Source organism: Hymenobacter plasmatis (assembly GCF_020711255.1).
Classification (GTDB): domain Bacteria; phylum Bacteroidota; class Bacteroidia; order Cytophagales; family Hymenobacteraceae; genus Hymenobacter.
This window is the reverse complement of sequence record NZ_JAJFAW010000012.1, coordinates 1-24,908: the sequence shown is the minus strand read 5'-3', so window position 1 is coordinate 24,908 and position 24,908 is coordinate 1. Positions and strand designations below refer to the sequence as shown.

The following is a 24,908-nucleotide window of genomic DNA, read 5'->3' as shown; positions in this document are numbered from 1 at the left end:
CCACTTCGTTGCAATTGCATTGATTACTACGACACGCGAGATGCTTCGACTTCGCTCAGCATGACGTTCTTTTTTAGACTATTAAGTCACTGTAGGTCGCAACGCTTTCAGCATCTTCCCTACCCTAGTGGCGTCTTTCACGCCCGGCGCGGTTTCAAATCCGCTGTTTAAATCGACGCCCACCAAACCCGGCAGGCGCAGAGCTGCCAGCTCAGGGGCGTGTTCTAGTCCTAGCCCACCGGCCAAGAAATACGGCACGGGCAGGTTGTAGCTTTTCAATAAGTCCCAATCGAACACGGTCCCGTTGCCGCCCGGCGCTGCGCCTTTGGTATCGAAGAGGAAGAAGTCGCAATGGGGCACGTAAGGCAGCAGCGCGGTAAAGTCAACTGCTTTGCCCACCGAAAATGCTTTAATGACTAGCAGGCCGGCTTCGCTTAATTCCTCGCACTGCGCGGGCGTTTCCTGCCCGTGCAACTGCACCGCAGCCAGTCCGAAACGTTGGGCAGTAGTGACGATGGTTTCAGTCGTTTCATTAACAAACACGCCCACTTTCCAGATGCTGGCGGGCAAGGCCTGCACCAATTCCGGGGCCAGCGCCTCGCCTAAAAAACGCGGTGAAGCTGGCGCGAAAATGAAGCCCAGAAAATCCGGGGTCAAAACCGCTACCTCAGCGAGTGACGCGGCATCGCGCATTCCACACACTTTCACCAGCAGCCGCGCCGGGGGAGCCGGGTGGGCTGGGGCCTGCGGCCGGTCGCTGGCTTCGGGCAAGCCGGCAGCCTTAGCAACATCGGCGGGTAAGTGGCGGGGCGTTTTCATTGCTAGGGCTAGGAAACGGCAGCCGGTTTGGGCAAAGCGGCAATCTCCTGCACGAGGGCCGCGCAGGCGCGCTCAGGGCGGGCGTTGCGCATAAAGGCCTCCCCGAGTAGGAAGCCGCGGTAGCCAACTTCGCGCAACTGGCCGATGGCAGCCGCACTGGAAATGCCGCTTTCCGACACCTTCACAAATTCGTTCGGGATGGCGGCCGCGAGCTCCAGCGAAGTATCCAGGCTCAGGCTGAAATCGTGGAGGTTGCGGTTGTTAACGCCCACCAAGTCCACGGCTTGGGCATTGGCCGAGCGGGCCAACTCTTCGCCATCATGTACTTCCAGCAGCACTTCCAGACCCAGGGACTTGGCCAGGCTGCCCAGCGTGTTGATTTCTTCGGGCGTGAGCACGGCGGCTATCAGCAGCACGGCATCGGCCCCGATGCTTTTGGCTTCGAGAATCTGGTATTCGTCCACCACAAAATCCTTACGCAGAATGGGGCAGAAATTGAAGCGGCGAGCCGTAGTCAGGTCCTCGTTTTTACCACCAAAAAATTCGGTGTCGGTAAGAATGGACAGTGCAGCGGCGCCGGCCTGCATGTAGCCCAACGTGGTGCGCTCAACCGGGGCGTACTGGTTTATCCAGCCTTTGGAAGGCGACTTGCGCTTGAATTCGGCTATGAGGCCGCTGCCGTTTTCGCGGAGCAGATACTGGCGCAGCGACACGGGCTGCGAGTTGAAGTACAAGCTGCTTTCAAGCAGCTTGACGGGCACCAGCTCGCGGCGGGTGGCCACCTCTTTCCGCTTGTGCGCGACGATGGTTTGAAGAATAGTGGGCTGAGACATAGGTAGGGAAACAGGGAGGCGAAGATTTTGCTTCGCAAAACGTTGATTATTTAAGAAATTGAGCCAGCAGCGCTGCCCTTATTTGATGCTGAGCATGGTTTCGAACGCGCGCTTCGCGGCCCCGGAATCCAGGGATTCGCGGCTTTGCTCAAGGGCATCTTCCCAGCTCAATCCGGGGCGAGCGCACTGCAGGGCAAGGGCGGCGTTGGCCGTCACCACATTGCGCTGGGCGGGGGTATTGTTTCCATCCAATACCTGCTTGAACAGCTCAGCGGCCGCGGCAGTGGTACTGCCGCCGGCTAGGTCGGTAGCGGTGCAGGTGGCCAAGCCCAGCGTATCGGGAGTGAGCAGCCGCTCTCCCTCAAAAGACGACACCACCTTGGCCGGGCCGGTGAGGGCCAGTTCATCATAGCCGTCAAGGGCGTGCACCACGGCGTAGCGGGTGCCGGTGGGCTGCATCAGGTAGTGGTACACGCGCTGCAGCTCTAGGTTGAATACGCCCAGCAACTGTGCCGCGGGGCGGGCGGGGTTCACGAGCGGGCCCAGGATGTTGAAGAACGTGCGCAAGCCCAGCTCACGGCGCACCGGGCCGGCATGCCGCATGGCCGGGTGGAAAGCCGGCGCGTGCAAAAAGCAGATGCCCGCCTGGTCGAGCTGCCGCCGCAACTGGTCGGAGCTGGCCTCGAAATCATAGCCATGATGCGCCAACACATTGGATGCACCCGAGACCGACGACACGCCAAAGTTGCCGTGCTTGGCCACCTTCACCCCTGCCCCAGCCACCACAAAGCAGGCCAGCGTGGAGATGTTGAGCGTGTTTTTGCCGTCGCCGCCCGTACCCACAATGTCGAGCACTTCGTTGGTGCCCAGCTCCGGGTCCCGGCTCAAGTCGAGCAGCGCCTGCCGGAAGCCGGCCAACTCGGCCACCGTGATGGGCCGCATGCGGTACACGGCCAGGAACGCCGCGGTTTCGGCCGGGTTGGCCCCGCCTTCGCCCAGCTGGCGCATGGCGGCGTGGGCCTCGGCGTGCGTGAGCGGCTGGTGGTCAAAAAGCTTGGTGAGTATCGGTTTCAAAACGTAGGGGTTTCATTATCATAACGTCATGCTGAGCGCAGCCGAAGCATCTCGCATGCAGTTGCAACTCAATCAATCGTCTGTCATGCTGACGAAGGAAGCATCTTATCTCGTCAGCACGACTCGTTTAAGCGGAGATAAGATGCTTCCTTCGTCAGCATGACAAGCGGCGTGAGCGAGATGCTTCGGCTGCGCTCAGCATGACGTCCATTTTTATATTTCCATTCTTTAGCTCAACCAGTTCTCCAGCATCTTGGCGCCGTGCTCGGTGAGGATGCTTTCGGGGTGGAACTGCACGCCGCGCACATCATACTGCCGATGGCGGAACGCCAGCACTTCGCCGTTGGCGTCGCGGGCCGTGGTTTCCAGCTCTGCGGGCATGGTCTCGGGGCGCACGGCCCAGGAGTGGTAGCGGCCCACCTGGAAGCGGGGCGGCAAGCCAGCAAAAAGTCGCTCGTCAGGCGCGGTTACTTCGGCTTCGTTGGCAACGCCGTGGAGCACGGCGGGCATGTTGTAGAGCGTTGCGCCAAAGCTTTCGGCCAAGCCCTGGTGGCCCAGGCACACGCCCAAAATGCGTTTGGTGGGCGCGTAGGTTTTAATGATTTGGGGCATCAGGCCTGCTTCGGCCGGAATGCCGGGACCGGGCGACAGCATAATGGCATCGTAGGCATCCACCGCTTCGAGGGGCAGCTGGTCGTTGCGCGTCACGGTGAGGTTGGGGCCGTGCCCGAGCTCGCGCAGCAGGTGCACCAGGTTGTAGGTGAAGGAGTCGTAGTTATCGAGAACGAGGATTTTCATGGCGTTGCTATCGTGCTGATTACTATTGAACGTCGGTGGCGGCGCGGAGAGCAGCCCGGAGCGCGCCCAACTTGTGATGTACCTCTTCTAGTTCCGACTGCACACTCGAGGCGGCTACCACGCCGGCACCAGCCTGGAAATAAAGCTGGTTGCCGGTGCTCAAAAACGAGCGAATCATGATGGCGTGGTTGAAATTGCCATCGAAGCCCAGGTGGCCGATGCAGCCGCCGTAGTAGCCGCGGGCGGTGGGCTCGAGGCCATCAATCAATTGCAGGGCCCGGTGCTTGGGCGCGCCGGAGAGCGTGCCGGCCGGGAAAGTATCGGCCACCACTTGCAGGGTGTCGGTGCCTTCGTCCAGCTCAGCCGTGACGTGGCTCACCAAATGAATGACGTGCGAGTAAAACTGGATTTCGCGTAGGGTGCGCACCTGCACCTGGCTGCCGTGGCGGGCCAGGTCGTTGCGGGCTAGGTCCACCAGCATTACGTGCTCGGCGTTTTCCTTGGGGTCGGCGGCCAGGCGCTGGGCAGCGGCGGCATCGGCAGCGTCGTCGCCGGTGCGGCGGTACGTTCCGGCAATGGGGTACAGACTGGCTTCGCGGCCCTGCACCAGCACCTGGGCCTCGGGCGAGGAGCCGAAGATTTTGTAGTCGCCGTAGTCGAAGTAGAACAGGTACGGCGAAGGGTTAATGGAACGAAGCGCGCGGTACACGTTGAACTCATCGCCGGAAAAACCTTGCTGAAACCGCCGAGAGAGCACAATCTGAAATACGTCGCCGCGCAGGCAATGTGCTTGCCCCTGCGTCAGGCGCGCCAGAAACTCGGTATCGGTTTGGTTGCTGGCCTCCTCTCCCACCGTGGCAAAATTGAACACCGGCACGCTGGGGTTGCGCACCAGGTTTTCGAGGCGGTTGAGGCCGTCGGCTTCGGCTGGTTGGCCGGCCACGCCGTGCTCAAACAAGTACAGCTCCTGCCGGAAGTGGTTGAAGGCGATGACGTAGCGATACACGCCGTAGCGGATGAGCGGCACATCGCCGGCCGGCACCTTGTCTGCGTCAAACGTGACGTCCTCGAAGCTCTGCACGGCCTCGTACCCCATGTAGCCAAACAGCCCGGTGCTGATGAAGGGCATCTTGGCAGCGGCTTCATCGGGGGTAAATGCGGCCGCAAACTCCCGCAGCTCAGCCAGGGCCTGGCGGGGCTGGCTCAATTGCTCGGTAGTAGCGCGCCCATCTGGAAACGACTGGCGCAGCTCGCCGCCGCGCCGCAGCTCAAACGTGCCCAACGGCTCGCACACCAAGTAGCTGAAGGCGTTTTGCTGGCCGTGGTAGTCGGCGCTTTCCAGCAGCAGGCAGTTGGAATACTGGTCACGCAGGCGCAGGTACAGGCCCACCGGCGTTACGGTGTCGGCCAGCAGGCGGCGGTGGCGGGTGGTGAGTTGGTAAGACACGGAAGCGATGTGGAACAAACGAGGCGAATCGGGTGCCTCAGGGGAGATTTAAAATGCAAAAAGCCCGGCTGGTGGGCCGGGCTTTTGTGGTCAAAGGCAAAATCAAAGTTGACTTCACTAGGCGCACAGGCAGTCCGGTCCGATGTTTCGGAGCTGCCACCACCAAGCCTGGGAAGTACGATGTAAGGTCATATTGGGAGTGCGCTTCCTGGAAACGCGACGCAAAGATAACGGCACTTTCTTAAAATACCAGCAATACGTATTGAATTTTAATGCGAGTCTGGTAATCATCTTTCTAATTTGTCATTGATTTATCAACCTCCCATTACAGCAATTGGGCAGAGCTTACTTAGCCGCCTAGGCTGTCATGCTGACGAAGGAAGCATCTTATCACCTCACAACGTTTCGTGCAGCGGGGATAAGATGCTTCCTTCGTCAGCATGACAGGTCGGGTCCAACGAAGCAATGAATTAACAATGGTCAGCTCGGCACAACGGCCCACCTGATTTGTGTGATAGATTATCGGGCAGCCTTTTTAGAAACACCCTTTCCTACTGAGCCTTTCGCCTTCACAGTTGGGCTAAACATGAACTTGTAAGCGGCTGGAAACTCCCGGCGCCAAAACCACTCGCGGTGCTGGCCATCGGCCGGGGCAGAAAAAGCCAGGTTGGCAGCAGGCACTCCCTGGGCACGCAGTTCATCGCGCCAAGCCTTCATCAGCGGCAGCATGGTTTCTGATTCTTTGGGGCCGCACACGAAGTAAAAACGTGCCGTGGAAGCAGCCTTGTGGGTTTTAGCATAGGCTAAGAGCGAGTCGTTGCATACCCAGAAGGCTGGGGAAAACACGCCTACCTCGCCGAACACTTTGGGGTACTTCAAGGCAGCATACACCGATATAAGGCCGCCCAAGCTGGAGCCTGCCACGCCGGTGTGAGCTGCGTCGGGCTGGGTGCGGTAATGGGAGTCCACATACGGCTTTAGGGTTTGAGCCAGAAAGTCAACGTAAGGGTCGCCCTGGCCACCCTGGTGGGGCTGGTCTTTTAGGGCGGCGCTGGGCCAGGGAATGTATTCGTCGGAACGAAACTGGTCGCCGTTGTCAACGGCCACTACGATGGCACCAGTCGCGTCCTGGCCAGCGGCGCGCAGCTTGTCAAGGGTCTCGTCTACGCCCCACTCGCCGCCGAAGCTGGTGGCATCGTCGAATACGTTTTGGCCATCGTGCATGTACAGCACGGGGTAGCGCTGAGAGGGTTTCTGAGCGTAGTCGGCGGGCAGGTACACCCACACACGGCGCTGGCGGCCGAGCTGGGGGATTACAAAGGAGTTGGCCAGCACGTGCACCCGGGGCGTGGCCGTATGCACTTTGGGCTTGGCAGCCGCGCCGCTTTGGTCGTCCCAGGCCAGGATTTGGTGCGTGAATTCGCGGCCCGAACTCAAATCCGTTTTCCGATTGGCAATCTGCTGGTTTTTGTCGTCTACTTCCACGGCGGCCCAGCTGCCGCGGGTAAACTTGTATTCGGCCTGCCCCGCACTCAGCGGCAGGTTTATTTGATACGTACCGTCGGCATTCTTTTTCAGCGCAAACCGCGGATTGTGCGGGTTCCAGTTGTTGAAGGAGCCGGCTACGAACAGCGTATCGCTGGCCGGCGTGGTGGCCGGCACCTTGGTGATTTTCAGAATGGCTTGGGCAAACACAGGGCTCAACCCAAGCACAAGGCTGCTGGTTAGCAGGGCTTTTCTAATCATAAATAGCTGGTTTATTATCGGATGGTTTCGCCGCTGCCTGCGCCGCGCTCGGCCGAATCCATCTTGCGCAGGGTGTAAACGGCACGCACGGAGTCGACCCCCGGCAGGCCGTTGGATTGAAAATCAAGGAACGAGCCCTTCTTCTGGGGGCCTTTCACAAAATGGCGGTATTCTTCGGCCGACTCGCGCACTACGTAGAGTATGCCCGATGCTGGCACCTTGAGCCGCGAGTAGAAGCTGCGCCCGTCGCCGGCGGGGCGGCGGGTATCTTCGGCCACGGCGCTGGTGCCCAGCAGGCGGTACTTGGCAAGGTCGCTGCCGGGCAAGGCCAGGTTGCCCAAGCCGTCCACAAACACTTCCCGACGGGACATCAGGTGCTCGAGGTCTAAGGTTTTGAGCAGGCCCAGGTGTTCCTCGGCCATGATGAGCTGCTGCACCGCCTTGCCCGGAGGCGCCTCCTCGTAATACACCAGCACGGGCTTCTCAAGCTTGACCTTGCCGACATACACGGGCGGAGCGTCGCTTTGGCCTTCGCCGGTCCGCTCGGCTGTGACTGGGCCGTATGCGGGCAGCTGTTTGCTTCCCCCTTTTGTCGAACTGCCTTTCTCCTTTGGAGAGGGCTTGCGCGCGCCGGTACGGGACTGGGCCGTGGCAGTGGTCATGCCGGTGGCCAGCAGTAAAAGAATCAGCAGATGGGGCTTTTTCATCTTCTAAGGAAAAGCCAAATGTAACGAGCAGACATTGGCCTTGCAAGGCCGCTGGCCCGCCTCCCACAATGCGGCAGTACCATTGCGGCAGGCACCATTAGCTCCTGCGTTAGGGCCTGGCACCCAGGGGCCGGCGACCACCCGAAATGTGCCGTTTCAGCGGCCCCAAACACAACAAAAGCCCGGCCGCGTGTGCTGCGGCCGGGCTTTTGTAACTATTAAAAGCAACCCCTAATTAGTGCTTGGGCTTGATTTTGGTCTTTCTTGGCTTGTCCTTCACCTTGGTGTTGGCGGGCACGGTTTGCGTGGGGGCTACTGTGGGAGCCGGAGTCACGGTCGTCGTGGTCGACTCAACGGTGTTCGTCGTTGCCGGAGCGGTAGTGGCTGGCGGGGTTACGTCCTGCACCGGAGCGGGTACAGTAGTAGGTGCGGGCGTGGTGGTTGTGGTTTGCTTGGTGGTGGTAGTGCTGGTTTGAGCACTAGCTGAATACGCACCGGTGGCTAGCAACGCGGTTAAGACAAGGAGCTTGTTCATTTTCATAAGTGCAGGTAAGTTCGTTGAAGTAGAAAAGTTGAGCTGATTTCAGCGATAAGCCAATATAGCTTGGCCTTTAACGGGGCTTTACCGGAAAGAGTTGAGCTACAGCGCTTGCCCTCGTTTCTGACACTCTATCGGTCAGCCACTTACCGGACTATCGTTTGAGCCGCTGGCACCCATTCGGCATCAGCTCAAGTGTGGTGTCGCCACCTTGCTCCTGCCGCTTGCCTTCTCCCCTGCTCCCACTCGAAAAAGCCGATGCTGGGGCGAGTTCTACTCTCCGCTGAGAAGGCCGCCGTACTCCTAATCAAGATTTGGGCGAAGTCTGAAAGCAGAAAAATTGAGCTGAAATGCGCGCCTCCCTGCGGTGGAGCCCCGCCAACTGCAGCCCCAAACCTTTGCAATCCTAATCGTTTGCAGGTGGTAGCCGCAAGGAAAATAGTTCCATTAATCACCTTAACTCACTAGTTACAAACATTTTATTCAGTGAAAAATGCGTAAATTATACCCATCAATTCGGCCACCGATTAATGGCCCAGAGCTAACTTCCACCTCTCTATGTAGCTAGGAAATAGCAGCTTGAAAAAGCCACCTACAAGCTGCTATAATGCCATTTATAGGGTAACTTGCGCCCTCTTTCAGAAAACTTTTTTACATTTTCCCACCACTCACATTTTTCACCAAATTACCGTTTCCTATGAAACACCATTATCTAGCGAAACTATTGTTTCTGCTATTGTTCGCGGGCTTTGGATTCCCTTCGGGAGCCTTTGCCCAAACCGGCTCCGTAAGCGGCCGGGTTACCGACAGTAAGAACGAAGGCATTCCGGGTGCAACCGTGCTTATCGAAGGGACTTCCCTGGGCAGCTCGTCGGCTGTCGACGGCACTTACAGCATTCAGAACGTACCAGCGGGTCCCCACACCGTGGTTATTTCGTTTGTAGGCTACAATGCTGTCCGCCTGCCAGTGACGGTGACTGCCGGCGCCAATTCCGAGATTTCGGCCAAGATGACTGAAAATGCCACCCAGCTTTCTGAAGCCGTGGTAGTAGGTTATGGCACCCAGCGCCGCCAGGACGTGACCGGCGCCGTGGCTACGGTTGACTCCAAGCAGTTTGTACAGGGCCAGGTAACCAACCCCGAGCAGCTGATTCAGGGCAAGGTGGCCGGTGTTGCCATCACCACGACCGGCGGTGCCCCGGGCACTGGCACCACCATCCGCATCCGCGGCAACTCCTCGCTCAACGCCAACAGCGACCCGCTGTATGTAATTGACGGCGTGCCGGTAGACAAGGAAGGTATCAGCGGTGCTTCTAACCCGCTCTCGCTGATTAACCCCAACGACATCGAGACCTTCACGGTGTTGAAAGACGCCTCGGCTACTGCTATTTACGGCAACCGGGCTTCTGGCGGTGTTATCCTTATCACCACCAAGCGCGGTCTGCAGGGCGATAAGCTGCACGTTGAGCTGAATTCGCAGGTTGGCGTTTCGACTGTGGCGCGCCGCTACGAGCCGCTGAGCGCTGACCAGTTCCGCAGCCTGATTCAACAAAATGGCGCGCCCTCCCAGTATGCTACGCTGGGCACGGCCAATACCAACTGGCAGAACGAAATTTTCCGCACGGCTGGTACCTACGACAACACCGTTAGCCTCACTGGCAGCGTGGCCAAAGTGCCTTTCCGCGTGTCGTACGGCAACCTCTACCAGGAAGGCATCGTCATCACCAACAACCTGAAGCGTAACTCGGGCTCGGTAAGCCTGACGCCCACCCTGCTCGACAACCACCTGCGCATCGACATCAATGCCAAAGGCACGATGGTCGACAACCGCTTCGTGGACTACGGCACCGTGGCCAACGCTGCGCTGTATGACCCCACGCAGCCAATTACCTCGAGCGAAGGGCGCTTTTCGCGCTATGGCGGTTACTACCAGTTCACCAACTCGGTGGGCCAGCCGCTGGGCAACGCTCCCGGCAACCCGGTAGCTGCTCTCAACAACTCCAACAACACCAGCACGGTGAAGCGCCTCATCGGCAACGTGCAGCTGGACTACAAAGTGCACGGCATTGATGGCCTGCGCGCCAACCTCAACCTGGGCCTCGACGCCTCGCGCGGACGCGGCAGCAACGTTATTCAGCCCATCGACTTCGGCAACTACAACAGCGCCGCAGCCGCTGCTACCAACGCTGGCCTGAACGGCAAGTACACCCAGTACGCCCAAGACAAGGACATGCATTTGCTCGAAGCCTACTTGGCCTACGGCAAACAGCTCGGCGGCACCAAGGTTGACGTGCAGGGCGGCTACGCCTACCAGACATTCCAGTACCAGGGTCCCAACTTCCTGGACTACCGTTTCGACCGCACCACCAAAGTCAACAAGGCTGATACCCTGCTCCTGCCCCGCTACTATGGCAAGCTCGTGATGCTGTCGTATTTCGGCCGCGCCACGATGAACGTGAAGGACAAGTACTTGGTGACCGCCACCCTCCGCAATGACCGGACCTCGCGTTTCCGTGAGGGCTACCGTAGTGGCTGGTTCCCGGCACTGGGCCTGGCCTGGCGTGTTAAGAACGAGGATTTCCTGAAAGACAACAACCTGTTTTCTGAGCTGAAGCTGCGCGCCGGCTACGGCCGCACCGGCCAGCAGGACCTCGGCAATGGGTACTATGACACGCAGCCGCGCTACATCTTGAGCGGTGCCTCGACCACGTACCCGCTGGGCAACACTGGCGGCACCGTGCCAAGCTACAGCCCCCAAGGCTACAACGCCGTGCTGACCTGGGAAACCACCAACACCTACAACGCCGGTTTGGACCTGGGCTTCCTCGACAACCGCCTCACGGCTACCGTCGACGTGTACCAGCGCACGGCCAGCGACCTGCTGGCCCGCGTGAACTTCTCGGCCGGCTCCAACCTCACCAACCAGCTCGATGCCAACATTGGCTCCTTGCGTAACCGCGGCATCGAAGTAGGCCTGAACTACGGCATCCTGCGCAGCGAAGACCTGAACTGGGATGTGAACCTGAACGGCGCCTACAACGAAAACAAAATCACCGACCTGGGCCAGCAAGCCGAAAACTTCCAGGGCTACAAGGTTGGTGGCATTGGCGGCGGTACCGGCAACACCATCCAGATTCAGGCGGTGGGCCACCCCATCAATTCCTTCTTCACCGCACAGCAGGTGTACGGTGCAAATGGCCGCCCAGTGGAAGGCCTGTACGTAGATAAGAATGGCGACGGCATCATCAACGACGCCGACTACACGTTCTACAAGCAGCCCGCTCCCCTCGTGACGCTGGGTTTCAGCTCGAACGTAACGTACAAGAAGCTGTTCATGGCGTTTACCCTGCGCAGCAACCTCGGCAACTACGTGTACAATGCTAACGCTGCAAACTTTGGCAACTATGCCAACGCCCAAGGCTCCACTCTTTTCGTAAGTAACCTGAGCCCCGACGTTCAGAACACGGGCTTTACCCGCCAGCAGCTGTTCTCGGACTATTACGTGCAAAATGCTTCGTTCCTGCGCTGCGAAAACATCTCGTTGGGCTACAACGTGGGCAAGGTGCTCGGCGCTTCGTCGCTCCGCGTAACGGCCAACGTGCAGAATGCCTTCCTCATCACCAAGTACAAAGGGGTTGACCCCGAAGTATTCGGCGGCATCGACACCAACTTTTACCCGCGTGCCCGCACCTTCACCCTCGGCCTCGCGCTCGGCATCTAATTCCCACCTCTCATGAAACAAGTATTATCCCGGGGGCTCACGGCCCTCACGCTGAGCACGGCCCTGGTTAGCCTCAGCACGTCTTGCACCAAAGACCTGGACCAGACGCCGAAGTACGAGCTCACGCCCGACAAGGTGTACACTGGCCTGACGGGTTACAAGCAGGTGCTTGCCAAGCTCTACGGCGGCTTTGCGCTCACCGGTTCCTCGGGCCCCGGCTCGGGCGATATCTCGGGCATCGACGCCGGTACTTCGGACTACATCCGCCAGTGGTGGAGTGCCCAGGAGCTGACCACCGACGAAGCCGTCATTGCCTGGAACGACCCGGGCGTGCAGGAATGGCACAAGATGAACTGGGACGCCAGCGACCCGCTGACCCGGGGCTTCTACAGCCGTCTCTACTACGAAATTGCCATTTGCAACGAGTTTCTCCGCGAAGCCACCGACGACAAGCTCAGCAGCCGCCTGGGCGGAGGCGAGTTGGAGCAGGGCAAGCTGTTCCGGGCCGAGGCGCGGTTCCTGCGTGCCGTGGCTTACTCGCACGTTATCGACCTGTTTGGCAACGGCCCCTTCGTGACGGAAAATGACCCCGTGGGCGGCCCGCTGCCCAAGTACGCCACCCGCCAGGAGCTGTATAGCTTCGTGGAAAGCGAGCTGCTGGCCTTGACCAAAGACATGGCCGCGCCCCGCACCAACGAGTACGGCCGCGTAGACCAGGCAGCCGCGCACGGCATGCTGGCCCGCCTTTACCTGAACGCCGGGGTTTACACCGGCACTCCCCAGTACGCCAAAGCCGCCGCCGAAGCCAAGGCTGTAATTGACGCGGGCTATACGCTGAACACCACGCCGGCTACTCCCGTGGCTTCAGCCTACGGCCGCCTGTTTTTGGCCGACAACAACTTGGCCCCGGCCAAAAATGAAATCATTTGGCCCGTTATTTTTGACGCCAACAGCGTGCAGAGCTACGGGGGCACCACGTTCCTCGTGAACGGCTCTACCAGCGGTGCCGACGCTGCATGGCAGCGCCTTGTGGGCCAGACCACGGGCTGGGGCGGTGTGCGCACGACCAGCGCCCTGTTCGATAAGTTCTTCCTGGCCGGTGGCGACACCGCTCGCGACCGCCGCGGCCGTTTCTACACCAAAGGCCAGACGCTGGCCATCAACGACCTCAGCCAATTCACCCAAGGCCTTGGCGTGCTGAAGTACCGCAACGTTACCTCGACCGGGACTCCTCAGGGTGGTCCGGGCAACTTCTCCAGCGTTGACTTCCCCATGCTGCGTTTGGCCGACATGATGCTCATTTACGCCGAGGCGGCTACCCGCGGCAATGGTGACCGCGCCACGGCACTGGGCTACGTAAACCAGATTCGTCGTCGTGCCTTCGGCCTGCCCATCGCCACCGCCAGCGCGGTGGCGGACATCAGCGATGCTCAGATGACCACCGACTTCATCCTCGACGAGCGTGCTCGCGAGCTGCACTGGGAAGGCACCCGCCGCACGGACCTTATCCGTTACGGCAAGTTCACCGACGCTACGTACCTGTGGCCCTGGAAAGGCGGCGTTGCCGGCGGCAAGGCTGTTGACGTTAAGTACCGGTTGTTCCCCCTCCCGGCTGCTGACCTCACCGCCAACCCGAACTTGAAACAAAACCCGGGTTACTAATCTGTTAAGCAAGGAGTTGAGCTGATGTATATTAGTTCAGCTCCTTAGCTTTATTCCCTTCGTTTGCAAAATGGCCCGCCTTTCGACCCAGCCCACTTCAGGCTTTTGAAAGCGACACTTTTACTAAGTCCAAAGTGTTGCGGTTGAGAGTATATCCAGATTGTGTAACCCCATTCCAATCAATAAACAATCATGAAAAATTTGCTTACTAAAGTCGCCGCTATGGCGTTTGCCGTAGCAACGTTGGCATCCTGTGAAAAGGACGGCGACAAGGTGACGGCCACCCCTTCCGCTACGCCAACTCTGACGGCCTCTACCAACTCGGTGGTGCTGTCCCAGGCCAACAGCACTCAAACCGCTCTCACCTACACTTGGACGCCCGTACAACTGACGCTGAGCGGCACAGCTTACACCAAGACCCCGGCCGTTACCTACCAGCTGCAGCTATCCAAAACGGCTGATGGGTTCGGCTATCCGGTCGTAATCGACGGCGGTACGGGTACCACCAAAGCCGTAACCGTGGGCGAGCTGAACACGGCACTGACTACACTGGGCGTGACTGCTGGCACGGCTACCCCCGTCTATGCGCGCGTGGCCGCAGTAGCAGGCACTGATGCTCACAGCTTCGTTTCCAATGCCGTGCCGCTTACGGCTACGGCTTACACGGTATGCCTGCCTCCGGCTGGCTCGAACACGTGGTCCATCATCGGCCCGGCGGGCGTGGACTGGAACACCGATGTTCCGTTGACTTATAACTGCACCACCAAAACCTTCGATGTTACGCGTCAGATGAATGCAGGCGAATTCAAATTCCGCGCCGACAACGCCTGGACGTTGAACTATGGCAGCAGCTCCAGCACGGGCGGTACTATCGTAAAAGACGGCAGCAACATCACCGTTACAAAAGCTGGCACCTACACCATTAAGTTGGATTTGAATAACATGAAGTATTCTATCAACTAGTGAGAACAAGCCGCTTCTCATTCCTCCACATGGCGAAAATACGTTGTTGGAATAAAAGCCAAGCAAGTTGTTACTGACACAAAAAAGCCCTGGCGAGATTCGCCAGGGCTTTTTTGTTGTGGTACCAGGCAGTTAAGCAACCCCTGTAAGGTTGCCTATCACTTGCCTGCCTGCGCAAATGAACCTGCGGCTAAGCAGCACTGACTTTTGGTTGGGCCTATTAGAGAAGGCTCAAGTTTAGCTAAAGCAAAGTGGACTAACTTCCCTCACCCGTCATTGAGCTAAATAGATTGTTTGTTAACTCAAGCAAACTGCCCAGCGGGGCTTGTAAGAGCAAGCGTATCTGTTTATGAAGCCCAAAGGAACACAAAAAAGCCCCCGTCGCTCAAGCGACGGGGGCTTTTTCCTTATTTAATGAGGAGACTACTCAATAACAATTTTGCTGCTGGTCTGCTCGCCGCCAATGTTCAGCTTGACAACGTAGATGCCGGCACTCAGGCTACCAAGCTTGTAGGACTGGGTGCCCGTTTGGGCTTCATTCATGCTCCGCACTTGCTTGCCAGTAGCATCATATACACTCAGAGCGACTGCCTGCTTGCCTTGGGGAACGGTGTAGCTCACGGCTACGGCCGAGCCGGGGTTGGGGTACACACCAAAGCGGAGGGAGTTGGCCACTTCGCTGCGGCTAGCCAGCACGCCAGCACCTACCTGGTAGGTCAGGAATTGCTTGCCAGGGATAAGAGTAAAGTCCTGGTCGGGAGCCAATGCAGTGGTTTGGCCAGCAATGGGAGGGAAAGTATCGGTCGTGAATACGCCGCCGTCGTTGGTGTAAGCTACGAACAGGTCCACCTTGCTGTTGGCCGTGAGGCCCAGAGCGGCGAGGTCGAACTCAAATTCAATTGCCGAGTTGTCGGTATTGGCCGCAAGCCCGGTTGCGTTGGTATAAGCAACGCGGGCACCCAGCAACGGGCCAGTAGTGGCCGTAGCGGTAATGAGACCGGCAGTTCCCTCTTTTACATTGCCCTGATAGGTATCGGGCACACCGCCGGTTACGTTGCCGCCGGAATAGTCGGCGAAACTGAAGTAGCCCCCGTTGGCGGGCGTCTTGTCGAAGTTTACCCGAACGCCGTAGTCCACTTCAAAATCCATCGTGGGCTTAATCTTCAGGGGGCTGTCGCCGGCGGCGCCGCCGGCGAGCTTGGTGCCAGCGGGTACGCCGGTTTTGCCGGGCACGTTCAGGTACATAACCACAGCTGGGTAGGTATTGTCCTGCAGGAAAGCACCCACTACCGCGATATACAGCTTGGTAGCGGAGGTGGCCATGTACAAGCTTTTCAGGCCTCTATCGGCGATGGAGTGGGTGCCAGCGTAGGTGCTTACCAGCTGGTACTTGTTGGTGGTGGGAGTAGTAGCAATTTCGGCGGCGGTCACTTTGCCATCCAGCGTGATTTGCGCCTGGGCGCTCAGACCCGCAACGGTCAAGGCTCCGGCGGCGACAAGAGTAAATACTTTTTTCATTTGTTGTTGGGTTAAAATGTGGTGTGAAAAAAAGCTATTGTTTGCGTGCAAAGTACAACAAGAGTTGGTAATGCCGTATGCAGCTTTGATAAAGTGCCAACCAAGAGAATTGTTTGACTGCTCCAGGGGTTTGGCGTGGCTCAATTGTGCCTAAAGTTTTTCGCTTAGGCTTAGTCAATACGCACCACCCTTCTTCCGGTTTCGTAACTCGTCCTTACTTTCGCCTCACTGTCCCACTCGTAACTATAGCTTATGATTCTGATTGCCGACGGCGGCTCAACCAAGTGCAGCTGGTGCCTGCTCGATGATACCAAAAACCGCATTTACTTCAATACCGAAGGGTACAACCCCGACTTTATAGATACGGCCGGCATTGCCGCTTCACTTTCCCAGAACCTGCCCGATACGCTCCAGCGCGACAAGGTGACGGAAGTGCACTTCTACGGCGCCGGCGTGTCGTCGGCGCTCAAGGCCGAAGTGATTGCGGCCGCGCTGCGCCAGCTGTTTCCCCAGGCCAAGGCCACGGTGACGGAAGACCTGCTGGCCGCAGCCCGCGCGCTGCTGGGCCGCAAGCCCGGCTTTGCCGCCATTCTGGGCACCGGCACCAACTCTTGCCTGTACGATGGCCAGAAAATCACCTACAACGTGGATTCGCTCGGGTATTTCCTGGGCGATGAAGGCTCGGGGTCGTTCTTTGGCAAGCGCCTGCTGCGCGACTACCTGCGCGGGTTGCTCCCCGATGGCCTGCAGGAGGTTTTCCGCGAGACGTACTCCCTGGGCACCCGCAACGACATCCTCGACCGGCTCTACAACCAGCCCCTGCCCAACCGCTACCTGGCCAATTTCGCCAAGTTTGCCTACGACCACAACAACGTGAGCTACTGCCGCGAAATCGTGCTCGAAGGCTTCGAGACGTTCTTCCAGAACCTGGTGCTGCACTACCCCCGCTACCAGGACTACACTTTTAACTGCGTGGGCTCGGTGGGCTACAACTTCCGCGACGTCCTGACGCAGGTGGCACGCGGCCACGGCATGGAAGTCGGCAAGATTATCCGCTCGCCCATCGATGATTTGGTGACTTACCACGAGCACGAATAGGCACCGCTTCTGGCGCCCCTAGCGAACAGCAGTAACCCAAGTTGACACACGGATTATTGAGATAAAAAGCTTGGTTGCTTACTTTACAAAAAAGGCCCGCCGTACTACACGGCGGGCCTTTTTGCTGTCCGAGGCAGCTAAATTGAGCTAGTTGACTACCAGGCGCAGCATTTGCTGGCGGCTGTCGGCCCGTAGCTGCACGATGTATACGCCCGGGGCAAGCTTGCCGAGCGGCAGTTCGCGGGTGTGAGCGCCGGCTGCTTCGCGAACGACGGGCAGGGTCAGTACGTTTTGGCCCAGCACGTTACGCACCGTGAGCTGCACGGGCGCGCCGGTTAGCAGTTCGTACTGCACGGTGGTAGTGCCGCTGGCGGGGTTCGGGGCGGCGGTCAGGTGGAAGGCATTGGCCGTTTCTTGGCCGGGGCGGGTGGCCAGCAAGGTGCTGCGCTTGATGCGACGGCTGGTGTACACAGCGTAGTCGCCGGGCTGCAGGCTGATGGGCGCATTCACATTGGATACCGTGATGCTGTCGCCGCTCAGGTAGTTGTACCACTTGCCGGTGCTCTGGAAAGCAGGGTCAATGGTGGTAGCAGTCACGTCGAAGTTGCCGATAACGGTCACGCTCACCGTGGCGTCAGAAAGGTGTATGGATTTGGCGGCGCCGGCCAGGCTTTGGGTGTAGGAAGTGGGCGTTTCAAACACCGGCTCCTTTTTCTTGAGCGCAATCAGGCTGCGGTACACGTCGTAGAGCTTGCGGCGGTTGGGGTCCTGGTAGTAGGGCCACACGGCGGGCTTGGCGCTGAGCTTGCACTGGTCGTTGGGGTAAGGCGTGGGCACGGTACCGTTCGAGCACATGAAGATGGACTTGTCGTAGCCCAACTCGCCAAACTGCCACACCATTTTGGGGCCGGGCACCGTGAAGAAGAACGCGGCGGCAAGCTCCTGGCGGGCCAGGGCGGTGTTCAGGTCGCGGGTGGTGTAGGTGCCCGAAGAGTTGCCGAAGGTGAGGTTTTTGTACATCAGGCGCTCCTCGTCGTGGCTTTCCATGTAGGTAATCAGGTTGGGCTGGTTCCAGCCGCGGCCGCCTTGGGCAGTACTGCCGTAGTAACCGTAGCTGAAGTTGGAGCGGGTGAGGTAGCCCATGGTGGCTTCGTTATATTCAGGGTTGGCATTGCCCCACAACATGAAGCCGACGTCGGACAGGGCCTTGCCTTCGCTATTGTCGGGGAAGTGCTCCAGAATCGGGTACAGCGTGGGGTCGACGCTTACCATGTGCTGGTAGTAATCCTTCCAGATGTCGATGCGCGACTGGTCGTAGTTGGGATAGGTGCTGGTGGTGGTAATTTTCTGCGAAAAGCCGCCAGCCAGGTCAAAACGGTAGCCGTCTACCTTATATTCCTGCAGCCAGAACGACATCACCTGCTTCGAGAAATACCGCGTGAACGGGCTCTCGTGGTTCATGTCGTTGTACACGTTGTAGGGGTGCGTGGCGTCGCGGTTGAACCAGGGGTTGTCGAGGGCGGGCTTGCCGCCGCTCTCGTACAGCTGCACCATGGGGCTCTGGCCGGTGGAATGGTTGAGCACCATGTCGAGAATCACGGCGATGCCGCGGCGGTGGGCTTCGTCGATGAACTGCTTCAGGGCCTCCTTGGTGCCGTAATATTTGTCGGGCGCAAAGTAGAAGTCGGGGCTGTAGCCCCAGTTGTCGTTGCCGTCGAACTCGTTGATGGGCATCAGCTCAATGGCGTTGATGCCCAGGCGCTTGATATAGTTGAGCGTATCGCGCAGGGTCTGGTAGTCGTGGCGGGCTAGGAAGTCGCGCAGGTGCAGCTCGTAAATCACGAGGTCGGCGCGGCTGGGGCGCTGGAAGTTGGTGGTGCTCCACACATAAGGCGCCTGGTTGGACTGCAGCACCGACACGATGCCCGAGGTCTTGCCCACCGGGTAAGGCTTCAGATTGGGGTAGGTTGCGGCCGGAATGTACTGGTCGTCGTTCGGGTCCAGTATCTTCTCCGAATACGGGTCGGCTACGCGCAGGGTGCCGTCCACGAGGTACTGGTAGGCGTATTCGCGGCCGGGGGTCAGGCCGTCGATTTGCACCCACCAGCGGTTGCCGTCGGGCGTGCGCTTCATGTAGCTGCTGTTGTCGGGCTGCCAGTTGTTGAACTCGCCAATGGCGTAGGCAAACTGCTTGTTTGGGGCCGTCAGGTTGAGAATAACCGAAGTGCCGCCGGCCAGGTACGTAATGCCGTCCTTGGCCCCGGCGGGCAAAGCCGCCGTAACTACCGGGGGGCGCACCACAAACACCAGTGAGTCGGTGGCCTGGGCGCTGCCATTATCGGCCTTAAACTTCACCACGCTGCGGCCCGCTTGCGAAGCCGTAACGGTGGTGGAAAGCGTGGTAGCGTTGGCTTGTTGGGCTACCTGGGTGCCGTTGAGGCTAAAGGTCAGGGTAGCGGCTGCCGAAGCGGTGCCCGTGATGGTGAGCTGGTCGTTGAGGTTGACAAACAGCGGGGTGCCGCCCGCGCCGGTAGTTGGGCTGGTGATGCGGGCCGACAGGCCGGCCGCGGTCACGTCCACGAAAATATCGCCGCCGTTGGTGGCCCGGCCCACAATGGAGCCGCTGGCGTTTTTGAAAATCATGCCCAACCGCAGGATGGTTTCGTTGGCGGGCACTGGGTAAAACGTGCGGGGCGTGAAGGTGATGTGGTAGAGGTTGGGGTTGGTGGCGTCCCGGGTCATCAGGGCGGCCGGGTCGGCCACTGAGAAGCTGGGGCTTTTCACGTTGCGCCAGTTGGTGTTAGACGTGCTCAGGTTGGTCACCGTGCCGGTCCAGATGTAGACGTCGCCGGTGAAATCCTTAAGGGCGGAGTTGCCTTGGCTGGCGTCGAAATTAATGGTAACCGGGGTGGTTTCCGAAAAGAAAACCGGCTGGTTCGTTACCACTTGGGCCTGGGCTGTCCAGGCCAGCAGTACCAACAGCAGGGTTGTTAAGCGTCGAAATGTTTGCATTAGATAATGGTTGGTGGGATAGGAAAACTGGAGGAAGGTCTGCGTGCGCGGGAGTACGTGCAAGCTCTACGGTGAATTGACTGGCAAGATACGGCGGCGCCGCACCCTGCCCGACAGGCCCGCCGTACCTTTGCCCTCTATTGTTGCCGCATGACGCCTTTTCTTCGCTTTCTGGTTCCATTGCGGTTGTGGTATTTAGCTGGATTAGTGGCTGTGCTTTTGCTAGCTGCGCCAGGGAAGGCAAATGCCCAGATTATCCCTCAATCCGACAGCATACCGGCCGCGGCGCCGTTGCTTGGGCCGTCGCAGGCCGCCGCAGATGCCGCGGCGCAGCGCAAGCGCCGCCTACGCCTGCTGGTAGGCGGCTCCGCCGTGGGCTACAGCGTCATTTACACCGGCCTCACTACCTCCTGGTACACCGGCGAGCGGGTGCCGATGCATTGGTTCAATGACCTGCCCGAGTGGCAGCAGCTCGACAAGGCCGGCCACTTCTGGGGCTCTTTCCAGGAAAGCCGCGGCGCCATCGACATGCTGCGTTGGGCTGGCCTGAGCGAGAAAAAAGCCATCTGGTACGGCTCATTTGTGGGTTTTGCCATCCAGAGCCCGCTGGAGCTGCTCGACGGCCGCGACCCGGCCTACGGCGCCTCGGCAACCGACCTGGCCGCCAATTTCCTGGGCTCCTCGGCCCTGCTGGCCCAACAGTTGGCCTGGCACGACATCCGCATCATGCCGAAGTGGTCGTTTCACCTCACCGGCTACGCCCAGCAGCGGCCCAACGTGCTGGGCCGCACCGTGCCCGAGCGCTGGCTGAAGGACTACAACGGCCAAACCTACTGGCTCTGCACCGACGTGGGCGCCTTCCTGAAGCCCGGCAACCGCTGGCCGCGCTGGCTGCAGCCGGCCGTGGGCTACGGCGGCGAAGACATGGTGTACAACGACGACGGCACCAACGCCGCCGCGGGCCTGCGCCCCTACCGCCAGCTGTATTTGTCGCTCGATGTGGATTTGCGCCGTATACCCACCCGCAGCGTGCTGCTTAAGCGGGTGTTCTACACCCTCAGCATTTTCCATCTGCCCGCCCCCGCCCTGGAATACAACGGACGCAACGGTTTTCAATTTCACGGACTCTACCTGTAAGGAAGCATTCGCCGAAATCCGTTGGCAAACCCGTTCCACCCCTTCTAACCGTACTTTTGAAGAACCCGACTGGCCCCGGCCGCTGTTTCTTGCTTCATAGCAACAGCCCCAGCCAGCGTAAATCAGTGATATTATGAACGTAGGAGATAGAGTGCGCCTGCTCACCGGCACCGAAGAAGGAATTGTAACCCGCCTGCTCGACAGCGAACTGGTGGAAGTAGCCATCGACAACGATTTTACCATTCCCGTGCTACGCCGCGAGGTAGTAGTAGTGGCCCAGGAAGAAGGCAACAACTTTGACCGGACCGCCCCCGATTACCGCGTGGGCCAGGTGCCGGGCAAGAATGCCAACGCCAGCAAAAAAGACAAAAGCGCCGCCAAGCCCGTAGCGGCCCGCCCCGCTCAGCCCTCGCTGGCCGAGGCACTAGCCGCCGTGGCCTCCAGCGGCGCCGGAGTGGCCAAAATCAACACGCCCGCCCCGGGCGCCAAGCAGGCCCCGGCGGCCAAAGGCGTGTTTCTGGCGCTGGTGCACCAGTCGCCCGAGCTGCTGGGCGTCACGCTCATCAACAACACCGAAGCCGAGGTGCTCTACACCTACGGCGAGGAAACCAGCACCCGCCCCTACCGCGCCCTGGCCGCCGACAAGCTCGGCCCCAAATCCACGACCAAGCCCCTCTCCTTCCTGCACATGAAGGATTTTGAGACCTGGCCGGCCGTTATTTTTCAGCTGCTGCCCCACCGCCTCAACGGCGAAGCCGCCTACGAGCTGCTCACCAAGCGCCAGGCCTTCAAAGCCAGCACCTTCTACTCGAGCAACCGGCCCGCGCCTATTATCGGCAAGGAGGCCTACCTCTTCCAGCTGGATGAAAAACCTGCCGCGGCCATTGCCCCCGAGCAGCTCACGCAGGAAGCACCCGCTGCCCCGGCGCCCGCCCCGGCCAAACCTGCCGGCGTAGATGCCGCCGCCCTGAAAGCCCAACTCACCGGCGATGCGCCCGCCAAGCCCGCTGCCGTGGTAGCGGCCGCGGCGCCAGCCCCCACCGGCCCGGTAGTAGCCCCGCCCCACGAGTTCGACCTGCACCTGGAAGCCCTGCGACCCAACCACAAAGAAGAGCTGTCGAACACCGCCATTCTGCGCATTCAGCTCGATGCTTTTGAGGATGCGCTGAGCCGCGCGCTGGCCACCAACATGCACGAAATCGTGTTCATCCACGGCATGGGCAACGGAGTGCTGCGCAAGGAAATTCACCGCCAGTTGAGCCGGAACAAAGACATCAAGTTCTTTGAGGACGCCCGCAAGGAGAAGTTCGGCTTCGGCGCCACGCTGGTGCGGCTGAAGTAGCTTTTTACAGGTCTGCCTGCACCTTTTATAACGTCATACTGAGCGGAGTATCTCGCTCGCGCCGTTTGTCATGCTGACGAAGGAAGCAACTTATCACCGCGGAACGACTCGTTCGACCCTGATAAGATGCTTCCTTCGTCAGCATGACAGACGGTGCGGCATTGATGGTCCATTTGGCATGACGTTCTGTTTTACTACATTTCTTACCCGGCCTTTTGCCCTTTCCATGCGCTTACCCTTACTGTTCGCTTCTTTCCTTCTCACCTTCGCGGCCCTGGCCCAACAGCCACTCCCCGTACCGCGCAACCTGCAAGCCACCTACACCAAAGGCACCCGCGCCGAAACCGGCCTGCCTGGCCCCGCCTACTGGCAAAACACCGCCGACTACGACCTCAACGTCACGTTCAACCCCGTTACCCGGCGCGTGGCGGGCACGGTGGCCATCAGCTACCAGAACAACAGCCCCGATTCGCTGCGGCAGCTCTGGTTCAAGCTCTACCCCAACATCTATCAGAAAGGCGCGCCCCGCACGCGGGGCTTCAAGCTCGAAGACGTGGGCGAAGGCATCACCATTTCGGCCCTCACCATCAACGGCGAGGTGTTCGATGTGAAAAAGCTGGCCGTTGAAAACACCAACTTGGCTGTGCCCCTGCGCCGCGCCGTCGGTGCCCGTAAAGTGGCCACGGTGAAAGCCACTTACTCCTACACCCTCAACAAAGGCTCGCACCAGCGCACCGGCGAAGTTGAGCCAGGGGCCGCATTCGTGGCCTACTTCTTTCCCCGCGTGGCCGTGTACGACGATATCGACGGCTGGAACAAGCTGGCCTACACCGGCGACCAGGAGTTTTACAACGACTTCTGCAATTTCAAAGCCGCCGTTACGGTGCCCAAAGACTTCGTGGTATGGGCCACTGGCGACCTCCAAAACGCCGCCCAAGTCCTCACCAAGAAGTACGCCCAACGCCTGCAGGACGCCGAGAGCAAGGATGCCGTAGCCGCCATCATCACGGCCGACGATGCAAAGCGCCGCGACATCACCGCGCCCAATGCCCAGAACACCTGGCGCTTCGAGGCCCGCAACGTCACGGATTTCGTGTTTGCGACCAGCGACCACTACGTGTGGCAAGCCACCAGCCTGGTGGTAGACCCCGCCACCAAGCGCCGCACCCGCGTCGATGCCGTGTACAATCCCAAGCACAAGGATTACGAAGAAGTTATCGACTTCAGCCGCAAGACAGTGGAGGCCATGAGCTACACCTTTCCGAAGTGGCCCTTCCCCTACGCCCACGAAACGGTGTTCGACGGCCTCGACCAGATGGAGTACCCCATGATGGTGAACGACAACCCCACCGCCACCCGCGAAGACGCCATTGAGCTAACCGACCACGAAATCTTCCACACGATGTTCCCCTTCTACATGGGCATCAACGAAACCAAGTACGGGTGGATGGACGAGGGTTGGGCTACCATCGGCGAGTGGCTGCTGTCGTCGATTATCGACCCCAAGCTGGACGACGACTACGGCGTGGCCCGCTACGCTACCTACGCTGCCACCGAAAACGACCAACCCATTGTCACGCTCAGCACGCAGCAGAGCGGCATTCCGTTCTTCCTCAACTCTTACCCCAAGCCCGGCATGGGCTACCTCTACGTGAAGGACCTGCTCGGCGACGAGCTTTTTACCAAAGCGCTGCACACCTACGTGCGCAATTGGAACGGCAAGCACCCCATGCCCTACGACTTCTTCAACAGCATGAACGCTGGCGCGGGCCGCAACCTCAACTGGTTCTGGCAGCGCTGGTTTTTCGACAGCGGCTACCCCGACCTGGCCATCGCTGGCGTAAACAAAACCACGCCCGGCTACGACATCGTGGTGCAAGCCAAAGGCAGCAAGCCCGTGCCCGTAGATTTAACCGTGACCTTCGCAGACAACTCCACCCAGAAGCTCCACCGCACCATCAGCGTCTGGGAAACGGGCGCTACGTCCGTCACCGTGCCCGTAGCCTCAAAGCAGCCCGTGAAGCGTGTGACGCTGGGCAGCACGCTCGTGCCGGATAGTTTTCCGAAGGATAATGTGTGGGAAGGGAAGTAGAATTTAGCTCAATAAAAGCACCTACCTCAACCGGTCGTCATGCTGAGCTTGTCGAAGCATCTCGCCCGCTTCGTTGCCAGTTCTTAAGCAATGCACGTCTATATTCTGACCAATATCACCCGCGCGGTGTTGTACATCGGAGTTAGTAATAATCTAAAACGCCGTCTTGCGGAACACTCAGCCGGGCTAGGAAATAGTAGTCGTTTCACCAGCAAGTACCAAACAAACTTCCTTGTCTATTTCGAACACTGCCCTGATGCGATTCAAACCATAGCTCGCGAGAAGCAACTCAAAGGATGGACCCGAGCAAAGAAAGAAGCGTTGTGTCTCGTCCGGCTATAGCTATACAGGTGGGGGTGATAATCCGGCCTGCGCTTTACAGGCCGGGTTGGTAATCCGGA

Annotated in this window: 18 protein-coding genes; 8 read left to right on the top strand and 10 right to left on the bottom strand. The window is 59.3% G+C overall.

Features of this window, described 5'->3' with window-relative positions:
- Positions 1–81 precede the first annotated feature (81 nt).
- From LJ738_RS10400 to LJ738_RS10365, 8 genes are all read right to left on the bottom strand, one after another.
- Positions 82–819 (bottom strand): phosphoribosylanthranilate isomerase, encoded by a 738-nt coding sequence (locus tag LJ738_RS10400; protein WP_227786256.1) that lies wholly within the window; start codon positions 817–819, stop codon positions 82–84.
- An 8-nt stretch (positions 820–827) separates the two neighbouring features.
- A complete protein-coding gene (trpC, locus tag LJ738_RS10395) occupies positions 828–1,652 on the bottom strand; it encodes an indole-3-glycerol phosphate synthase TrpC (RefSeq protein WP_227786255.1) in 825 nt (274 codons plus the stop codon).
- Positions 1,653–1,730: 78 nt separating this feature from the next.
- Positions 1,731–2,726, bottom strand: a complete 996-nt coding sequence (gene trpD / locus LJ738_RS10390; RefSeq protein ID WP_227786254.1) for an anthranilate phosphoribosyltransferase — start codon at positions 2,724–2,726, stop codon at positions 1,731–1,733.
- Positions 2,727–2,954: 228 nt separating this feature from the next.
- Positions 2,955–3,524, bottom strand: a complete 570-nt coding sequence (locus LJ738_RS10385; protein WP_227786253.1) for an anthranilate synthase component II — start codon at positions 3,522–3,524, stop codon at positions 2,955–2,957.
- A 22-nt stretch (positions 3,525–3,546) separates the two neighbouring features.
- Positions 3,547–4,971 (bottom strand): anthranilate synthase component I family protein, encoded by a 1,425-nt coding sequence (locus tag LJ738_RS10380; RefSeq protein ID WP_227786252.1) that lies wholly within the window; start codon positions 4,969–4,971, stop codon positions 3,547–3,549.
- 519 nt (positions 4,972–5,490) lie between these two features.
- Complete coding sequence (locus LJ738_RS10375) at positions 5,491–6,717, bottom strand: alpha/beta hydrolase (protein ID WP_227786251.1); 1,227 nt, start codon at positions 6,715–6,717, stop codon at positions 5,491–5,493.
- Positions 6,718–6,731: 14 nt separating this feature from the next.
- Complete coding sequence (locus LJ738_RS10370) at positions 6,732–7,424, bottom strand: hypothetical protein (protein WP_227786250.1); 693 nt, start codon at positions 7,422–7,424, stop codon at positions 6,732–6,734.
- A 235-nt stretch (positions 7,425–7,659) separates the two neighbouring features.
- Positions 7,660–7,959 carry a hypothetical protein gene (locus LJ738_RS10365; protein WP_227786249.1) on the bottom strand — a complete coding sequence of 100 codons (300 nt, stop codon included), beginning with the start codon at positions 7,957–7,959 and terminating at the stop codon, positions 7,660–7,662.
- A 700-nt stretch (positions 7,960–8,659) separates the two neighbouring features.
- Here LJ738_RS10365 and LJ738_RS10360 point away from each other — a divergent pair.
- The 3 genes from LJ738_RS10360 to LJ738_RS10350 all read left to right on the top strand — a co-directional run bounded on the left by LJ738_RS10360 (position 8,660) and on the right by LJ738_RS10350 (position 14,308).
- On the top strand, positions 8,660–11,683 hold the full coding sequence (locus LJ738_RS10360) for a SusC/RagA family TonB-linked outer membrane protein (RefSeq protein WP_227786248.1): 3,024 nt from the start codon (positions 8,660–8,662) through the stop codon (positions 11,681–11,683).
- Between the two features lie 12 nt (positions 11,684–11,695).
- Positions 11,696–13,345 carry a RagB/SusD family nutrient uptake outer membrane protein gene (locus LJ738_RS10355; RefSeq protein WP_227786247.1) on the top strand — a complete coding sequence of 550 codons (1,650 nt, stop codon included), beginning with the start codon at positions 11,696–11,698 and terminating at the stop codon, positions 13,343–13,345.
- A 192-nt stretch (positions 13,346–13,537) separates the two neighbouring features.
- Complete coding sequence (locus tag LJ738_RS10350) at positions 13,538–14,308, top strand: SusE domain-containing protein (RefSeq protein WP_227786246.1); 771 nt, start codon at positions 13,538–13,540, stop codon at positions 14,306–14,308.
- Positions 14,309–14,731: 423 nt separating this feature from the next.
- On the opposite strand, the gene LJ738_RS10345 is transcribed toward LJ738_RS10350, so the two are convergent.
- Positions 14,732–15,826 (bottom strand): T9SS type A sorting domain-containing protein, encoded by a 1,095-nt coding sequence (locus LJ738_RS10345; RefSeq protein WP_227786245.1) that lies wholly within the window; start codon positions 15,824–15,826, stop codon positions 14,732–14,734.
- A 252-nt stretch (positions 15,827–16,078) separates the two neighbouring features.
- Between LJ738_RS10345 and LJ738_RS10340 the strand changes: the two genes are divergently transcribed.
- Complete coding sequence (locus tag LJ738_RS10340) at positions 16,079–16,924, top strand: N-acetylglucosamine kinase (protein ID WP_227786244.1); 846 nt, start codon at positions 16,079–16,081, stop codon at positions 16,922–16,924.
- 147 nt (positions 16,925–17,071) lie between these two features.
- On the opposite strand, the gene LJ738_RS10335 is transcribed toward LJ738_RS10340, so the two are convergent.
- Entirely contained in the window at positions 17,072–19,936 is a 2,865-nt protein-coding gene (locus tag LJ738_RS10335) for an alpha-amylase family glycosyl hydrolase (protein ID WP_227786243.1), read from the bottom strand.
- Positions 19,937–20,149: 213 nt separating this feature from the next.
- Between LJ738_RS10335 and LJ738_RS10330 the strand changes: the two genes are divergently transcribed.
- From LJ738_RS10330 to LJ738_RS10315, 4 genes are all read left to right on the top strand, one after another.
- Positions 20,150–21,073, top strand: a complete 924-nt coding sequence (locus tag LJ738_RS10330; RefSeq protein ID WP_227786242.1) for a DUF2279 domain-containing protein — start codon at positions 20,150–20,152, stop codon at positions 21,071–21,073.
- 133 nt (positions 21,074–21,206) lie between these two features.
- Positions 21,207–22,415 (top strand): Smr/MutS family protein, encoded by a 1,209-nt coding sequence (locus LJ738_RS10325; protein WP_227786241.1) that lies wholly within the window; start codon positions 21,207–21,209, stop codon positions 22,413–22,415.
- Between the two features lie 226 nt (positions 22,416–22,641).
- Entirely contained in the window at positions 22,642–24,507 is a 1,866-nt protein-coding gene (locus tag LJ738_RS10320) for a M1 family metallopeptidase (protein WP_227786240.1), read from the top strand.
- A 90-nt stretch (positions 24,508–24,597) separates the two neighbouring features.
- Positions 24,598–24,849 carry a GIY-YIG nuclease family protein gene (locus LJ738_RS10315; RefSeq protein ID WP_227786239.1) on the top strand — a complete coding sequence of 84 codons (252 nt, stop codon included), beginning with the start codon at positions 24,598–24,600 and terminating at the stop codon, positions 24,847–24,849.
- Positions 24,850–24,908: the final 59 nt, after the last annotated feature.

Excerpts from the sequence above, each read along its gene's own strand:
- LJ738_RS10400 (WP_227786256.1), bottom strand. The coding sequence starts at position 819 with ATGAAAACGCCCCGCCACTTACCCGCCGATGTTGCTAAGGCTGCCGGC.
- trpC (WP_227786255.1), bottom strand. The coding sequence starts at position 1,652 with ATGTCTCAGCCCACTATTCTTCAAACCATCGTCGCGCACAAGCGGAAA.
- LJ738_RS10385 (WP_227786253.1), bottom strand. The coding sequence starts at position 3,524 with ATGAAAATCCTCGTTCTCGATAACTACGACTCCTTCACCTACAACCTG.
- LJ738_RS10375 (WP_227786251.1), bottom strand. The coding sequence starts at position 6,717 with ATGATTAGAAAAGCCCTGCTAACCAGCAGCCTTGTGCTTGGGTTGAGC.
- LJ738_RS10370 (WP_227786250.1), bottom strand. The coding sequence starts at position 7,424 with ATGAAAAAGCCCCATCTGCTGATTCTTTTACTGCTGGCCACCGGCATG.
- LJ738_RS10365 (WP_227786249.1), bottom strand. The coding sequence starts at position 7,959 with ATGAACAAGCTCCTTGTCTTAACCGCGTTGCTAGCCACCGGTGCGTAT.
- LJ738_RS10360 (WP_227786248.1), top strand. The coding sequence starts at position 8,660 with ATGAAACACCATTATCTAGCGAAACTATTGTTTCTGCTATTGTTCGCG.
- LJ738_RS10355 (WP_227786247.1), top strand. The coding sequence starts at position 11,696 with ATGAAACAAGTATTATCCCGGGGGCTCACGGCCCTCACGCTGAGCACG.
- LJ738_RS10350 (WP_227786246.1), top strand. The coding sequence starts at position 13,538 with ATGAAAAATTTGCTTACTAAAGTCGCCGCTATGGCGTTTGCCGTAGCA.
- LJ738_RS10345 (WP_227786245.1), bottom strand. The coding sequence starts at position 15,826 with ATGAAAAAAGTATTTACTCTTGTCGCCGCCGGAGCCTTGACCGTTGCG.
- LJ738_RS10340 (WP_227786244.1), top strand. The coding sequence starts at position 16,079 with ATGATTCTGATTGCCGACGGCGGCTCAACCAAGTGCAGCTGGTGCCTG.
- LJ738_RS10335 (WP_227786243.1), bottom strand. The coding sequence starts at position 19,936 with ATGCAAACATTTCGACGCTTAACAACCCTGCTGTTGGTACTGCTGGCC.
- LJ738_RS10325 (WP_227786241.1), top strand. The coding sequence starts at position 21,207 with ATGAACGTAGGAGATAGAGTGCGCCTGCTCACCGGCACCGAAGAAGGA.
- LJ738_RS10320 (WP_227786240.1), top strand. The coding sequence starts at position 22,642 with ATGCGCTTACCCTTACTGTTCGCTTCTTTCCTTCTCACCTTCGCGGCC.
- LJ738_RS10315 (WP_227786239.1), top strand. The coding sequence starts at position 24,598 with ATGCACGTCTATATTCTGACCAATATCACCCGCGCGGTGTTGTACATC.